Annotated in this window: 14 protein-coding genes; 11 read left to right on the top strand and 3 right to left on the bottom strand. The window is 72.2% G+C overall.

Annotation, left to right across the window (positions count from 1 at the left end; translation table 11 throughout):
* Positions 1-138 precede the first annotated feature (138 nt).
* From CRP56_RS14275 to CRP56_RS14240, 8 genes are all read left to right on the top strand, one after another.
* A complete protein-coding gene (locus CRP56_RS14275; protein WP_097263953.1) occupies positions 139-1,227 on the top strand; it encodes a nitronate monooxygenase in 1,089 nt (362 codons plus the stop codon).
* Positions 1,224-1,973: a 16S rRNA (uracil(1498)-N(3))-methyltransferase gene (locus CRP56_RS14270; RefSeq protein ID WP_097263952.1), complete on the top strand. Its 750-nt coding sequence runs from the start codon at positions 1,224-1,226 to the stop codon at positions 1,971-1,973. Before CRP56_RS14275 ends, CRP56_RS14270 begins: the two co-directional genes overlap by 4 nt.
* Positions 1,974-1,995: 22 nt before the next feature.
* Positions 1,996-2,388: a VOC family protein gene (locus CRP56_RS14265; RefSeq protein ID WP_097263950.1), complete on the top strand. Its 393-nt coding sequence runs from the start codon at positions 1,996-1,998 to the stop codon at positions 2,386-2,388.
* A 93-nt stretch (positions 2,389-2,481) separates the two neighbouring features.
* Positions 2,482-3,000 (top strand): hypothetical protein, encoded by a 519-nt coding sequence (locus CRP56_RS14260; RefSeq protein WP_097274037.1) that lies wholly within the window; start codon positions 2,482-2,484, stop codon positions 2,998-3,000.
* Between the two features lie 15 nt (positions 3,001-3,015).
* A complete protein-coding gene (locus CRP56_RS14255; protein ID WP_097263948.1) occupies positions 3,016-6,213 on the top strand; it encodes a S41 family peptidase in 3,198 nt (1,065 codons plus the stop codon).
* A 46-nt stretch (positions 6,214-6,259) separates the two neighbouring features.
* Positions 6,260-6,613, top strand: a complete 354-nt coding sequence (locus CRP56_RS14250) for a histidine triad nucleotide-binding protein (RefSeq protein WP_097263947.1) — start codon at positions 6,260-6,262, stop codon at positions 6,611-6,613.
* Positions 6,614-6,619: 6 nt separating this feature from the next.
* Complete coding sequence (locus CRP56_RS14245; RefSeq protein WP_097263946.1) at positions 6,620-7,525, top strand: ribonuclease Z; 906 nt, start codon at positions 6,620-6,622, stop codon at positions 7,523-7,525.
* A 20-nt stretch (positions 7,526-7,545) separates the two neighbouring features.
* Positions 7,546-8,535 carry an adenosine deaminase gene (locus tag CRP56_RS14240; RefSeq protein WP_097263944.1) on the top strand — a complete coding sequence of 330 codons (990 nt, stop codon included), beginning with the start codon at positions 7,546-7,548 and terminating at the stop codon, positions 8,533-8,535.
* On the opposite strand, the gene CRP56_RS14235 is transcribed toward CRP56_RS14240, so the two are convergent.
* On the bottom strand, positions 8,532-9,722 hold the full coding sequence (locus CRP56_RS14235; RefSeq protein WP_097263943.1) for an MFS transporter: 1,191 nt from the start codon (positions 9,720-9,722) through the stop codon (positions 8,532-8,534). The genes CRP56_RS14240 and CRP56_RS14235 overlap by 4 nt on opposite strands.
* Positions 9,723-9,919: 197 nt before the next feature.
* Positions 9,920-10,705, bottom strand: coding sequence for an IclR family transcriptional regulator (locus CRP56_RS14230; RefSeq protein WP_097263942.1), 786 nt, complete (start codon positions 10,703-10,705; stop codon positions 9,920-9,922).
* A gap of 103 nt (positions 10,706-10,808) precedes the next feature.
* Between CRP56_RS14230 and CRP56_RS14225 the strand changes: the two genes are divergently transcribed.
* Positions 10,809-12,098, top strand: a complete 1,290-nt coding sequence (locus tag CRP56_RS14225; RefSeq protein WP_097263940.1) for a glucarate dehydratase family protein — start codon at positions 10,809-10,811, stop codon at positions 12,096-12,098.
* Positions 12,099-12,193: 95 nt separating this feature from the next.
* Entirely contained in the window at positions 12,194-13,351 is a 1,158-nt protein-coding gene (locus tag CRP56_RS14220) for a carbohydrate kinase family protein (protein ID WP_097263939.1), read from the top strand.
* 14 nt (positions 13,352-13,365) lie between these two features.
* Here the strand turns inward: CRP56_RS14220 and CRP56_RS14215 are convergent, their stop codons facing one another.
* Positions 13,366-14,085, bottom strand: a complete 720-nt coding sequence (locus CRP56_RS14215; RefSeq protein WP_097263938.1) for an FAD binding domain-containing protein — start codon at positions 14,083-14,085, stop codon at positions 13,366-13,368.
* Positions 14,086-14,342: 257 nt separating this feature from the next.
* Here CRP56_RS14215 and CRP56_RS14210 point away from each other — a divergent pair, with 257 nt between their 5' ends.
* Entirely contained in the window at positions 14,343-15,401 is a 1,059-nt protein-coding gene (locus CRP56_RS14210) for a PhoH family protein (RefSeq protein WP_097263936.1), read from the top strand.
* Positions 15,402-15,413 lie beyond the last annotated feature (12 nt).

Raw genomic sequence — 15,413 nt, 5'->3', positions numbered from 1 at the left:
TTGAAGGACGCCTTCGACGGGCGCTGAGGCGGGACGGGCGCCGGCACCGTGAGGTGGCCGGCGCCTTCTCGTGCCAGGGGACTATGCCTGGGGAAGGCCGGATTCGGACTTGTTCGGGGGACGTGGCACCATGCGGGCATGTCCTCCGCGCTGACCGATCTCTTCCCCCATCCGATCGTGCAGGCCCCCATGGCGGGCGGTGTCTCCGTGCCGCAGCTCGCCGCCGCCGTGTCCGAGGCCGGGGGGCTCGGGTTCCTTGCCGCCGGGTACAAGACGGCCGACGGCATGTACCAGGAGATCAAGCAACTGCGCGGGCTGAGCGGGCGGCCCTTCGGCGTCAACCTCTTCATGCCGCAGCCCGAGTACGCCGACCCCGCCGCGGTCGACGTCTACGCGCATCAGCTGGCCGGGGAAGCCGCCTGGTACGAGACCGAGCTAGGTGACCGCGACAGCGGGCGGGACGACGGATACGACGCCAAGCTCGCCGTACTCCTCGACAACCCCGTCCCCGTCGTCTCCTTCCACTTCGGCGTGCCGAACGGTGAGGTGCTGGAGGCGCTGCGGCGGGCCGGGACCTTCACCCTCGTCACCGCCACCACCCCCGACGAGGCGCTCGCCGTGGAGCGGGCCGGGGCCGACGCGGTCATCGCGCAGGGCGTCGAGGCGGGCGGGCATCAGGGCACCCACCGGGACGTCCCCGAGAGCGACGGGGCCGGGCTCGGACTGCTCTCGCTCGTCGGGCAGATCCGGGAGACCGTCCGGATTCCCGTCGTCGCCGCCGGCGGCCTCATGCGCGGCAGCCAGATCGCCGCCGTCCTCGCCGCCGGCGCCAGTGCCGCCCAGCTCGGCACCGCCTTCCTCGCCACCCCCGAGTCCGGCGCCGCCGACCTCCACAAGCAGGCGCTGACCAACCCGCTCTTCGTGCGGACGGAACTGACCCGGGCCTTCTCCGGGCGCCCCGCCCGCGGGCTCGTCAACCGCTTCATGCGCGAGCACGGCCCGTACGCCCCCGCCGCCTACCCCGAGGTCCACCACCTCACCGCCCCCCTGCGCAAGGCCGCCGCGAAGGCCAAGGACGCGCAGGGCATGGCCCTGTGGGCGGGACAGGGGCACCGGATGGCGCGGGCGCTGCCCGCCGGGCAGCTCGTGGAGGTGCTGGCCGCCGAACTGGCGGACGCCACGACAGCGTTGTCGTCGTTCCGTACCCCCGGAGGTGAGCTGCGATGACCGCTCCCGTGTTCGTCGTCGAGCACTTCGACGCCGGTGGCGGCGGCCACTACGTCCTCGACGGGCCCGAGGGACGGCACGCCGTCTCGGTGAAGCGCCTCCAGGCGGGCGAGGACGTCATCCTCACCGACGGTGCCGGACGCTGGGCCGACTGCGTCGTGCTCGGCACCGAGGGCAAGGACCGGCTGATCGTCAAGCTGGACAGCGTCAGCGAGGAGCCGGTGGCGCAGCCGCGCATCACCGTCGTCCAGGCCCTTCCCAAGGGCGACCGGGGCGAACTCGCCGTCGAGACCATGACCGAGGTCGGCGTCGACGCGGTCGTGCCCTGGCAGGCGGCCCGTTGCATCACCCAGTGGAAGGGCGAGCGGGGGCTGAAGGCGCTCGGCAAGTGGCGGGCCACCGCCCGCGAGGCCGGCAAGCAGTCCCGGCGCGTCCGCTTCCCCGAGGTCGCGGACCTGGCGACGACCAAGCAGGTCGCGGCACTCCTCGCCCACGCCGACTTCGCCGCCGTGCTCCACTCCGACTTCGAACGCGGCAGCCGGCCGCTCGCCACCGCCGAACTCCCCGACGAGGGCGAGATCGTGCTCGTCGTCGGGCCCGAAGGGGGCGTCGCCAAGGACGAGTTGGCGCTCTTCGAGGAGGCGGGTGCGGAGGCGTACGTGCTGGGTCCTACCGTGTTGCGTACGTCGACCGCCGGGACGGCGGCCGCGGCCCTGCTCCTGGGCCGCACCGGCCGCTGGTCCTGACCGAACCCCCGGGGGAAACACCGTGGAACTCGCCCAAGTACGGCTCCTCGTCACCGACTTCGCCGCCTGCTACCGCTTCTACGCCGAAGTCCTCGGCCTGAAGCCGCAGTCGGGGGCGGCCGAGGGACCGTACGAGAAGTTCAGCCCCACCACCGGGTCGGCCGGCATCGCCCTCCAGGACCGGGCCATGATGGCCGGCATCCTGGGCGAACTGGGCGACGAGGCGACCGGGCACCGGTCGCTGGTGGTGCTACGGGTCGACGACCTGAACTCCTACATCGAGCAGATCACCTCCCGAGGCGCACACCTCCTCCACGGCCCCGCCGCCATGACGGACCGCATGCGAGTAGCCCACCTCAAGGACCCCGAGGGCAACCTGGTGGAGCTCCAGGAGTGGCTGCTGCTGCGCGCCTGAGGGTCCCTCCGGTGCACGCGTGTCACTCGAATGTGGGATGAGTGTCCGTATGTGCTCTACCGCGTCGGGCGGGACAGTGGGAAGCTGCCCTCCATGGGGGTATTGAGGAGGATTTGGCGGCACCGGGGCCGGCGTATCGGCGCGGTGGTCGCGTTCGGTGTGGTGGCCGTCGGTGGGGTCGTCGCCTGTGATCCCGCCGGGTTGAGTTCCGCGTCCGTGGCGTACACCACCGATCAGACCGTCACCAAGGAGCTGGAGCGGCAGCACGCGAAGGTGCAGTGGCTCACCTGCCAGGCCTCCTACGGCAACCGCCCCACGCCCACCGCCACCGAGAACGCCGTCGCCGAGGTGCACTGCACCGGTGAGACCAACGACGGCAAGGACATCAAGGTCGACGGGAAGATCACCCGGGTCGTCAACGGGCAGTGCGTGCGCGGGGAGTTGACCGCGAAGATCGACGGGAAGCAGTGGTTCCAGGTGAACGGGCTGGGCAACTGCAATGCCACCCCGAAGCCCGCGAACAACAACCCCGGGGCCACGGTCACCGTCACCGTCACCGAGACCGTGTGGTGCGACAAGTACCCGGACTGCCGTCCGGTGCAGGGCAAATGACCTTAGGGTGATCGGGTGACCCAGCCCGCGACGCCCGCGTATCTCCGATATCCGCATCTGCACGGCGACTTGGTCGCCTTCACCGCCGAGGACGACGTGTGGATCGCGCCCCTCGACGGCGGCCGCGCCTGGCGGGTCAGCAGTGACAACGTGCCCGTCTCCACCCCCCGCATCTCACCCGACGGCACCACCGTCGCCTGGACCTCGACGCGGGACGGGGCGCCCGAGGTGCACATCGCCCCGGTCGACGGCGGGCCCGTCAAACGGCTGACGCACTGGGGGAGTTGGCGTACCCAGGTGCGGGGCTGGACGCCTGACGGGCAGGTCCTCGCCCTCACCACCCACGGCCAGGCCAGCCTGCGCCGCTCCTGGGCGCACACCGTCCCGCTCGACGGCGGCCCGTCCACCGTCCTGCCGTACGGTCCCGTGGGGGCCGTGGCGCAGGGGCCGAGCACCGTTCTCCTCTCCGCCCCGATGGGGCGCGAGGCCGCCTGGTGGAAGCGGTACCGGGGCGGCACCGCGGGCAAGTTGTGGATCGACGACGGTGGGGACGGGGAGTTCGTACGGCTGCATGAAGAGCTCGACGGGAACATCGAGTTCCCGGTGTGGGCGGGGGAGCGGATCGCTTTTCTCTCCGACCATGAGGGGGTCGGGGCTGTCTATTCGTCCCTCGCGGACGGGGCCGATCTGCGGCGGCACACCCCCGTCGACGGGTTCTACGCCCGGCACGCCGCCGGGGACGGCGACCGGGTCGTCTACTCCTCCGCCGGTGAGCTGTGGGTCCTCGACGACCTGGACGGGGCGGAGCCGCGCCGGCTCGACATCCGGCTCGGCGGCTCCCGCGCCGACCTCCAGCCCTACACCCTGAACGCCTCCCGCTGGGTCGAGTCGGCGTCCCCCGACCACACCGCGCGCGGCAGCGCCGTCTGTGTGCGCGGGGCCGTGCACTGGGTCACCCACCGCTCCGGCCCGGCCCGCGCGCTCGCCGCCGAGCCCGGCGTGCGGTCCCGGCTGCCGCGCGCCTTCCGCGCCGACGGCGAGGAGTGGGTGGTGTGGGTGACGGACGCCGACGGCGACGACGCCCTGGAGTTCGCGCCCGCCACCGGCCTCGCCCCCGGCGCCACCCCGCGCCGGCTCGCGGCGGGCCGGCTCGGCCGGGTCCTCGACCTGGCGATGGCACCGGACGGCAGCCGTGCCGCCGTAGCCGCGCACGACGGACGCGTCCTCCTCGTCGAACGCGAGACGGGCGAGGTCCGCGAGATCGACCGCAGCGAGGACGGCGACGCCGCCGGGCTGGTCTTCTCACCCGACTCGGCCTGGCTCGCCTGGTCCCACCCCGGCCCGCGCCCGCTCAGCCAGCTCCGCCTCGCCAACACCACCGACCTGTCGGTCACCGAGGCGACCCCGCTGCGCTTCCAGGACTACGCCCCCGCCTTCACCCTCGACGGCAAGCACCTGGCGTTCCTCTCCACCCGCTCCTTCGACCCGGTCTACGACGAGTACGTCTTCGACCTGGCCTTCGTGGAGGGCGCCCGCCCGCACCTCATCACCCTCGCCGCCACCACCCCGTCCCCCTTCGGACCGCAGCGGCACGGCCGCCCGTTCGACGCGCCCGACAAGGACGAGACCCCCGACAGCGAGGGCGCCCCGGCCACCCGGATCGACCTCGAAGGCCTCGCCGACCGGATCGTGCCCTTTCCGGTGGAGGCCGCCCGCTACTCCGACCTGCGGGCCGCGAAGGACGGCGTGCTGTGGCTCAGGCACCCGGTGCGCGGGGTGCTGGGCGCCTCCCGGGCCACGCCCGACGCGCCCGACCCCAAGACCGAACTGGAGCGCTTCGACCTCGTCCAGCAGCGCGTCGAGCATCTGGCAGCCGACGTCGACCACTTCGCCGTCAGCGGCGACGGCAAGCGGGTCCTGCTCGGCACCGACGGCCGGCTGAAGGTCGTACCGAGCGACCGCCGCGCCTCGAACGACGACGACAGCGACACCAACATCACCGTCGACCTCACCCGGATCCGCCAGACGATCGACCCGGCGGCCGAGTGGCGGCAGATGTACGACGAGACCGGCCGCATCATGCGCGACCACTTCTGGCGCCCCGACCTCGGCGGCACCGACTGGGACGGCGTCCTCGACCGCTACCGCCCCGTCCTCGACCGCGTCGCCACCCACGACGACCTCGTCGACCTCCTCTGGGAGGTCCAGGGCGAGCTGGGCACCTCGCACGCCTACGTCGTCCCGCGCGGCGGCTACGGCAGCGGCGCCCGGCAGGGCCTCCTCGGCGCCGACATCTCCCGCCACCCGGACGGCAGTTGGCGCATCGACCGCATCCTGCCCTCGGAGACCTCCGACCCCGACGCCCGTTCCCCGCTCGCCGCCCCCGGTGTCGCGGTCCGCGCCGGGGACGCGATCGTCGCGGTCGCGGGCCGGCCGGTCGACCCGGTGACGGGTCCGGCACCGCTGCTCGTCGGTACGGCGGGCAAGGCGATCGAGCTGACCATCTCCCCGTCCGGCGGCGGCGACGTACGGCACGCGGTCGTCGTCCCGGTCGCCAACGAGGAGCCGCTGCGCTACCACGCCTGGGTCACCGACCGCCGCGCCTACGTCCACGAACGCTCCGGCGGCCGCCTCGGCTACCTCCACGTCCCCGACATGCAGGCCCCCGGCTGGGCCCAGATCCACCGCGACCTGCGCGTCGAGGTGGCCCGCGAGGGGCTCGTCGTCGACGTCCGCGAGAACCGCGGCGGCCACACCTCCCAGCTGGTGGTGGAGAAGCTGGCCCGCAGGATCGTCGGCTGGGCCAGCCCGCGCGGGATGCGCCCCTACAGCTACCCGCAGGACGCCCCGCGCGGCCCTGTCGTCGCCGTCGCCAACGAGTTCTCCGGCTCGGACGGCGACATCGTCAACGCGGCCATCAAGGCCCTCGGCATCGGCCCGGTCGTCGGCACCCGCACCTGGGGCGGTGTCATCGGCATCGACAGCCGTTACCACCTCGTCGACGACACGCTCGTCACGCAGCCCAAGTACGCCTTCTGGCTGGAGGGTTACGGGTGGGGCGTGGAGAACCACGGCGTGGACCCGGACGTCGAGGTCGTCCAGCGCCCGCAGGACCACGGGGCGGGCCGGGACGTCCAACTGGACGAGGCCATAAGGCTCGCGCTGGAGGAGCTGGAGGGAACTCCGGCGAAGGTGCCTCCGTCGCTTCCCTGACCTGCTCGATACGATGCCCCCGAGACCGTAGGGCGAAAGGGAGACCATGCCAGGGGAGCCGCAGGCGGACTGCCTGTTCTGCAAGATCGTCGAGGGTCAGATCCCGGCCACGATCGTCCGCGAGTCGGACACCACCGTCGCCTTCCGGGACATCAACCCCCAGGCGCCGACGCATGTCCTGATCATCCCCAAGGTGCACTACGAGAACGCCGCCGCCCTCGCCGCCGCGGAGCCCACCATCGCCGCCGACGTGCTGCGCGAGGCGCAGACCGTCGCCGACGAGGAGAAGCTGGAGAGCTACCGCATCGTCTTCAACACGGGCGCCGGCGCGGGCCAGACCGTCTGGCACGCGCACGCGCACGTCCTCGGCGGCCGCGGCCTCGAATGGCCCCCCGGGTAAGTCACCGTGTCCGTACGTGAATTGGTGGTCCTCGGCACCGCCAGCCAGGTCCCCACCCGGCACCGCAACCACAACGGCTACCTGCTGCGCTGGGACGGCGAGGGCATCCTCTTCGACCCGGGCGAGGGCACCCAGCGCCAGATGCTGCGCGCCGGGGTCGCCGCGCACGACCTGAACCGGATCTGCGTCACCCACTTCCACGGCGACCACTCCCTCGGTCTCGCGGGCGTCATCCAGCGCATCAACCTCGACCGCGTCCCGCACGAGATCACCGCCCACTACCCGAAGTCCGGCCAGCGCTTCTTCGACCGGCTGCGCTACGCGACGGCGTACCGGGAGACCGTCGAGGTCACCCAGGCGCCGGTGAACGAGGACGGCGTGCTGGGCGGGTCCGCCTCCTACGCGCTGGAGGCCCGCAAGCTCTCCCACCCCGTCGAGTCGTACGGCTACCGCCTCGTCGAACCCGACGGCCGCCGCATGCTGCCCGACCGCCTCGCCGCGCACGGCATCAAGGGGCCGGACGTGGGCCGCATCCAGCGCGAGGGCACGGTCGGGGACGTGACCCTGGCGGACGTCAGCGAGGTCCGCCGCGGACAGCGGTTCGCGTTCGTCATGGACACCCGCCTGTGCGACGGCGTGTACGCCCTCGCGGACGGCTGCGACATGCTCGTCATCGAGTCCACGTTCCTCGACGAGGACACGCACCTCGCGGTCGAACACGGCCACCTCACCGCCGGGCAGGCCGCGACCGTCGCCCGGGACGCCGGCGTACGGCATCTCGTCCTCACCCACTTCAGCCAGCGCTACACCGAGCCCGACGAGTTCGAACGGCAGGCGCGGGCCGCCGGGTTCGAGGGCGAGCTGACGGTGGCACACGACCTGCTGCGGGTGCCGGTTCCGAAACGCCGATAAAGCGGCCGTACGATGCTTTGATGCCCCTCCCCAAAGCTGAACTGCACCTGCACATCGAAGGCACACTGGAGCCGGAGCTGGCGTTTGAGCTGGCCGCGCGCAACGGCGTCGAGCTGCCGTACGCGGACACCGAAGAGCTGCGCAAGGCGTACGACTTCGAGGACCTCCAGTCCTTCCTGAACCTTTACTACGAGCTCATGGCCGTGCTCCGCACCGAGCGCGACTTCGAGGACCTCGCGAACGCCTATCTCGCCCGCGCCGCCGCGCAGGGCGTGCGGCACGCGGAGATCTTCTTCGACCCGCAGGCGCACATCGCGCGCGGTGTGGGCATGGGCACGGTGGTGCAGGGGCTGTGGCGGGCGCTCGGTGAGAGCGAGGCCCGGCACGGCGTCTCCACCCAGCTGATCATGTGCTTCCTGCGGGACGAGTCCGCCGAGTCGGCCCTTCGGACGCTGGAGGCCGCGAAGCCGTACCTCGACCGGATCGTCGGCGTCGGGCTCGACTCCGCCGAGGTCGGGCATCCGCCGGTGAAGTTCCGCGAGGTGTACGAGGCGGCTGCGGCGCTCGGGCTGCGGCGGGTTGCTCATGCGGGCGAGGAGGGGCCGCCGGAGTACATCACCGAGGCGCTGGACGTGCTCGGGGTGGAGCGGATCGACCACGGGCTGCGGTGCGTGGAGGATCCGGCGCTGGTGGAGCGGCTGGTGCGGGAGCGGGTTCCGTTGACCTTGTGTCCGCTGTCGAATGTGCGGCTGCGGACGGTTGATGTGCTTGCGGATCATCCGCTTCCGGCGATGTTGGATGCGGGGCTGTTGTGCACCGTGAACTCTGACGACCCGGCCTATTTCGGGGGGTATGTGGGGGACAACTTCGATGCGGTGGGGTCCGCGTTGGGGTTGGGGGAGGAGCGGTTGCGGGAGCTTGCTCGGAACTCGTTCCTGGCGAGTTTTCTTGAGCACGATGAGGAGCGGCGGGCTCGGTATCTCGCCGAGGTGGAGGAGTACGAGTTCTAGGCCGCCGTGACGGTCTGCGGGGCCGGCATCTCCACCGGTACCTCCACCACCGGCAGGGGGCGCCTTCCCTTGCCCATCGCCACCGCCGTCATCGGCACCGCGATCAGGAGCAGGCCCGCCGCCAGCACCCAGCCCATCGCCTCGAAGCCCGCCTGTGCCGACAGGAGGCTGCCTGCCAATGGGCCCGCCGCCGTGCCCAGTGATGATGCCGAGCCGACCAGGACCGCCCAGCGGCCCCTCGGGTCCAGGGAGGCGGCGAGGCCTATGACGTACGACAGGACGATCGGGTAGAGCGTGTTCCACGCGATCTCGCCGGTCGCGAACGTCGTGAGGTCGGTCGCGGAGGCGCTCAGGGCGATGCAGGCGGCGATCAGGGCCGTGCCCGCGCCGATGGGGAGGGCCCTGCCGAGGCGGGGGCCGAGTGCGCCCGCGCCGATGACGCCGAGCAGGCCGGCGCCCAGGGCGACGGCGAAGACCGCGCCGACGGTCGCCTCGGTGAGGTGGGCCTGGTCGAGGCCGATGCGGCCGCTGACGCCCCACAGGGAGTTCTGGGCGAGCGACCAGCACGGCAGGGTGAGGGCGAGGAGCAGTCCGGCGCGCAGGTGGGGGAGCGGGGTCCTCGGCTGTTGCCGGGTGCGGTGGGGGGTCGTCGCGGGTGTGAGGCGGGCGGTCAGGGGCCAGACCGCCGCCGCCGTGAGGGCGATCGCCGCCAGCGGCTGGCCGTGGCCCGGGCCGAGGTGCGGGACCGTCAGATAGACGGCGCCCGCGAGCGCGGAGACGCCGAGCAGGCCGAGCGTGGTGGTGCGGTGCGGGTCGGGCTGGGCGGCGATGCCGGTGGCGGCCACCGCCGTCGCCGTACCCGAGCCGAAGCCGCCGATGAGCACGTCCGCGATGACGGCCCCCACGGTGTGCGTGAGCGCGGCGCCGCCGTAGCCGAGGACGGCGAGGACGAGGCCGGTGCGGGCGAGGAGGCGGGGGCCGATCCGGTCGACGCGGGCGGCGAGCAGGAAGCCCGCCGAGGCCGAACTCAGCAGCAGCGCGCTGCCGACGGCGCCCGCCTCGGTGGCGGAGAGCGGAAGCCCCGAGTCGAGCCTGCCGACGGTGGTCGGGAGGAGGTACGGGGCGAGGTACCCGGCCGTGAAAAGGGCGACGAGGGGCCAGGGCAGGGTGGAGCGACGGGCGGACACGGGCGTTCCCAGGGCATGCGAAAGAAGCGGCTCAGAAAAGGGGGTTGGGCGACGACCGTCGACGGACAGGAACGCGCGGGCAATTTGTATCAAGCACGCGGTTCGAGAAGAAGAGCGGGGGGTGTGATGTGGGGCACTTGGTGTTTGGGGTGGGGAGGGGTGGGTAAACGTGCCGCCCGTGGCGGGCGGTCGGCGGTTTAACGCCAGTGGACCGCCGCGCCGCCCGCCGCCGGTACCGTCGCCTCGATCTTGCCCCTGATCTCCCGCATCACCGCGATGATCCGCCCCTCGTGCTCCGGCGTCAGCCGGGCCACCGGCACCGAGCAGCTGATGGCGTCCTGGGCGGGGGAGTCGTAGCGCAGGGCGAAGCCGAAGCCGATGATGCCGGGGACGCCTTCCTCGCGGTCGACGGAGTAGCCGCGGGCCCGCGTCTCGGCGAGGTCCGCCGTGAGGGCCTCGCGGGTCGTGCGGGTGTGGGGCGTGAGCGTCTCGTACGGGCCCTCGGGCAGTTCCGCGTCGGGGCGCTCGGCGAGCAGGGCCTTGCCGAGGGCGCCCGCGTGGGCGGGGAGGCGGCGGCCGACGCGGCTGATCGTGCGCAGGTACTCGTGGGACTCGCGGGTCGCCAGATAGGCCACGTCCCGGCCGTCGAGCCGGCCCATGTGGATGGTCTCGCCCAGCGCGTCGGACGCCTCGTCGAGATACGGCCGTACGACCCGGACGCGCGGGTCGGAGTCGAGGTAGCTGGTGCCGGTCAGCAGGGCGTGGATGCCGATGCCGTAGAGGGAGCCGGTGATGTCGGTGCGGACCCAGCCGCGCGAGATCAGGGTCTGGAGGAGGGCGTACATCGAGCTGCGGGGGACCTGGAGCGCGTCGGCCAGCTCCTGGAGGCGTGCCGGGCGGTCCCCGCGGGCCGCGAGGAGTTCCAGCAGCTCGACCGTCCGCGCCGCCGACTTCACCTCGCGGACGCCCCCTGTCTCTGACATGTGCCGATCGTAATCCGACCGGGCGGCGCCATTGACGGCTGTTGTTCGCGTATCTAACCTCCATCTTTATATGTGGATGTCGTCTACATGAGGAGATGGCATAGTGGATCTCACGATCGCCGACGTACGGCTGACGCCGATCCTCGTCGCCGACCCGCCGCTGCTCAACACGCAAGGGGTGCACCAGCCGTACACGCCCCGGCTGATCGTCGAAGTCGAGACGGCTGATGGGGTGGTGGGGTTCGGGGAGACCTACGGCGACACCAAGTACCTGGAGCCGGCACGGCCGTTCGCGCAGAAGCTGATCGGTCGTCAGGTGTCCGACCTGAACGGGCTGTTCGCGGTCGCCGACGAGGTGGCCGTGGCCGATGCGCGGGTCTCCGGGCAGGTCGACGTGGGCGGACTGCGCGGCGTGCAGACCGCCGACAAGCTGCGGTTGTCCGTCGTCTCCGGGTTCGAGGTCGCCTGCCTCGACGCGCTCGGCAAGGCGCTGGGGCTGCCCGTGCACGCGCTGCTCGGCGGCAAGGTGCGGGACGCCGTCGAGTACAGCGCCTACCTGTTCTACAAGTGGGCCGACCATCCGGCGGGCGTCGCCGCGGAGAAGGACGACTGGGGGGCCGCCCTCGATCCGGCCGGGGTCGTGGCGCAGGCCCGGCTGTTCAAGGAGCGGTACGGGTTCACGTCGTTCAAGCTCAAGGGCGGGGTGTTCCCGCCGGACGAGGAGATCGCCGCGGTACGGGCGCTCGCCGAGGCGTTTCCCGGCCATCCGCTGCGGCTCGATCCCAACGGCGCCTGGTCCGTGGCCACTTCGCTGAGGGTGGCGGCGGAGCTCGGGGACGTTCTGGAGTATCTGGAGGATCCCGCGCTCGGTACGGCCGCCATGGCCGAGGTGGCCGCCGGGACCGGGGTGCCGCTCGCCACGAACATGTGCGTGACGACGTTCGCGGAGATCGCGGAGGCGTTCGGGACGGGGGCCGTGCAGGTGGTGCTGTCCGATCACCACTACTGGGGCGGCCTGCGGAACACGCAGCAACTCGCCGCGATCTGCCGGACGTTCGGGGTGGGGGTGTCGATGCACTCCAACACCCATCTGGGGATCTCGCTGGCCGCGATGACGCAGGTGGCGGCCACCGTGCCCGGCCTGCACCACGCGTGCGACTCGCACTATCCGTGGCAGACGGAGGACGTGCTGACCCAGCGGTTGGTGTTCGAGGACGGGAAGGTGGCCGTGTCCGACGCGCCGGGGCTGGGGGTCGAGGTCGACCGGGAGCGGCTGCGGGCGCTGCACCAGCGGTGGGCCGACGACGACGGGGGACTGAGGGAGCGGGACGACGCGGCGGCCATGCGGGTCGCGGAGCCGGGGTGGGTGACGCCGGGGGTGCCGCGCTGGTAGGGGAGGGCCGAAGGGTGCGGGCCGGTGTTGGCACCCCTGTTGTCGGTGGTGTGGTGCAGACTGGCTGAATCCGTACCACTCGCAGGGAGCGCCCCGTGATCGCGTCCAGCGCATCCGTCGGAAAGGGACCGTCGCACTTCGGAGCGGCCGAGCCGGGTCAGGCCCAGGTCGACCCGCTCGCCGCGCTGCGCACCCCCGACGACCCCCCTTGGGACGTCTATCTCACCGGCACCGTCTTCCTCGACATCATCTTCACCGGCCTCGACTCCGCACCCGTGCGCGGGACCGAGTCCTGGGCGCGCGGGATGGGGTCGAGCCCCGGCGGTGTCGCCAACATGGCCACCGCGCTCGCCCGACTCGGGCTCAGGACCTCCCTCGCCGCCGCCTTCGGCTCCGACCACTACGGCGAGTACTGCTGGGACGCCCTGGCCCAGGGCGAGGGCATCGACCTCTCGCCGTCGCGCACGGTCGCGGGCTGGCACTCGCCCGTCACCGTCTCGATGGCGTACGAGGGCGAGCGCACGATGGTCTCCCACGGCCACGAGCCGCCCCCGGAAGCTGCAATTATTCAAGAGGGCGCCCCCGACTGCCCCCCACGCGCGCGTGCCGCCGTCGCCTCGCTCGTGCCGGGCAAGCGCGCCCCCTGGATCGCCCAGGCCGCGAGCAAGGGCACCCGCGTCTTCGCCGACGTCGGCTGGGACGACACCGGCGCCTGGGACCTGGCGGGCCTCGCCGACCTCGAACACTGCGAGGCCTTCCTGCCCAACGCCGAGGAGGCCATGCGCTACACCCGCACCTCCTGCCCGCGCGAGGCGGCCCACGCCCTCCTCGACCATGTGCCGCTCGCCGTGGTCACCCTCGGCGCGGAGGGCGCCTACGCGGTCGACCGGCGCACCGGGGAGTCCGCCGAGGTGCCCGCCATCGCCGTGGAGGCCCTCGATCCCACCGGCGCCGGTGATGTCTTCGTCGCCGGGTTCGTCACCGGCACGCTCGCGGGCTGGCCGCTCGCCGACCGGCTCGCCTTCGCCGGGCTCACGGCCGCGCTCTCCGTCCAGGAGTTCGGCGGCTCCCTGTCGGCACCGGGCTGGTCGGAGATCGGCGCCTGGTGGCGCAAGGTCCAGTCGCTGCCGGGCCAGGACCCCGCGGCCCTGCGGCGGTACGGCTTCCTGGCGGAGCTCGTACCGACGGAACAGGCCCGCCCGTGGCCGCTGAGACGAGCGGTACCGACGATCGGGTTCCGCCGGTCGGCGTAGCGGCCCGCGCGGCCCTACGAGGGCGTGCGGGCCAGCAGTTCCGTCACCTGGTCCCGGACCACCGCGCGCGCCTCGGCCGGCAGCGTGCCGATCGCCGTGCCGGTCAGGGCGTCCAGCACCGACTCCGCGCCGCTGTCGCACTCCGTGCTCTCGGCGAGCACGTCATAGCCGTCGCGGACGGCGATCCGCAGGCGGGGGCGCAGGCCCGCGGGGGCGTGCACGGCGGTCGCGACGACCAGCGGGGGCGGGCCGCCGGGGGCCTCCGACAGCTTGCGGTAGGCGCTCGCCAGCGGGGTGCGCCAGCGCAGGCTCAACAGCAGCGGACGCTTCGCCGTGAGCTCGGCGAGGTCGGTCTCGTAGGGGCCCTCCGTGTCCAGCACCACCGCACGCGCGTCCAGCACGACGGCCGCGGGCAGCAGACAGCGCAGGGTGCTGCCGACGATGTTCCCGCCGACCGTGGCGCTCTTGCGCACGGCACCGGTGCCGATCCCGGCCGCCGCCCGGCGCAGCACCTCCGGCACCCGCTCGTCGATCCGGTGCAGCAGCACCGCCGCCCCCAGCTCCCCGGCGCCGAGCACATTGGCCTCCGGCACCTCCCGCAGGCTCATCGCCTGCCGCGGGAAGCCGTCCCGTTGCCAGACGGCCCACTGGAGAGTGGCTCCGCCGACGGGTATCGCCCCCTCGGACAGGCACTGGCGTGCCTCGGACACGGACGTGGGCAGACGCAAGAGCACGGCCGACCTGCTTTCCCCGGACTGGCGCGACGAGAACCCGGTGCGCGCGGAGCGGTGTCGGCGCGCATTCTCCCCACGCGCGCGGGGGGCGTATGCAGGGCTCATCGCGGCACCGAGGGCGCCCGCATCCCGGTCGCCGCGGGCGGAAAAGGCCTTCGGCGTTGTCAGTCCCCCGGCGTACCCTGGAAATCGCCAGACCGCCCATGTGGCGGGCGAGTCGTTTCGAGGAGGACGAGCAAGGCCTTCAGAGCCGGCCCATGACTCAGACACCCACAGATCGCACCCCCGCGCAGGGACAGGCGAGAGCACAGTTCACCGTCCCCGCCCAGCACCCCATGGTGACCGTGCTGGGGTCCGGCGACTCCCTGTTGCGCGTGATCGAGAAGGCCTTCCCGGCGGCCGACATCCATGTCCGGGGCAATGAGATCAGCGCGGTCGGCGACGCCGCCGAAGTGGCCATCGTCCAGCGCCTGTTCGACGAGATGATGCTGGTGCTCCGCACCGGACAGCCGATGACGGAGGACGCAGTGGAACGATCCATCGCGATGCTCAGAGCGAGCGAGAACGGCACCAACGACGGCCAGGAGACCCCGGCCGAGGTGCTCACCCAGAACATCCTCTCCTCGCGCGGCCGGACGATCCGCCCCAAGACCCTGAACCAGAAGCGGTACGTCGACGCGATCGACAAGCACACGATTGTCTTCGGCATCGGCCCCGCCGGTACCGGCAAGACCTATCTCGCCATGGCCAAGGCGGTGCAGGCCCTGCAGTCCAAGCAGGTCAACCGCATCATCCTGACCCGGCCTGCGGTGGAGGCCGGCGAGCGGCTGGGCTTCCTGCCCGGCACGCTCTACGAGAAGATCGACCCGTATCTGCGCCCGCTCTACGACGCGTTGCACGACATGCTGGACCCGGACTCGATCCCGCGCCTGATGGCCGCGGGCACGATCGAGGTCGCGCCCCTGGCGTACATGCGCGGCCGTACGCTCAACGACGCCTTCATCATCCTCGACGAGGCCCAGAACACCTCGCCCGAGCAGATGAAGATGTTCCTCACCCGCCTCGGCTTCGAGTCGAAGATCGTGATCACGGGTGACGTGACCCAGGTCGACCTGCCCAACGGCACCAAGTCGGGTCTGCGTCAGGTCCAGGACATCCTCGAAGGCCTCGACGACGTCCACTTCTCCCGCCTGTCGTCACAGGACGTCGTACGGCACAAGCTGGTCGGCCGTATCGTCGACGCGTACGAGAAGTACGACAGCCACCACGGCACGGAGAACGGCACCCACAAGGGCGGCCGTACGAAGCGGAAGTAGACGAACCAGCAC

It is taken from the genome of Streptomyces sp. TLI_55 (assembly GCF_900206255.1).
Lineage (GTDB): Bacteria > Actinomycetota > Actinomycetes > Streptomycetales > Streptomycetaceae > Streptomyces > Streptomyces aquilus.
Note: the sequence above shows the minus strand (reverse complement) of the source record. Positions and strands in the feature narration are given on the sequence as shown.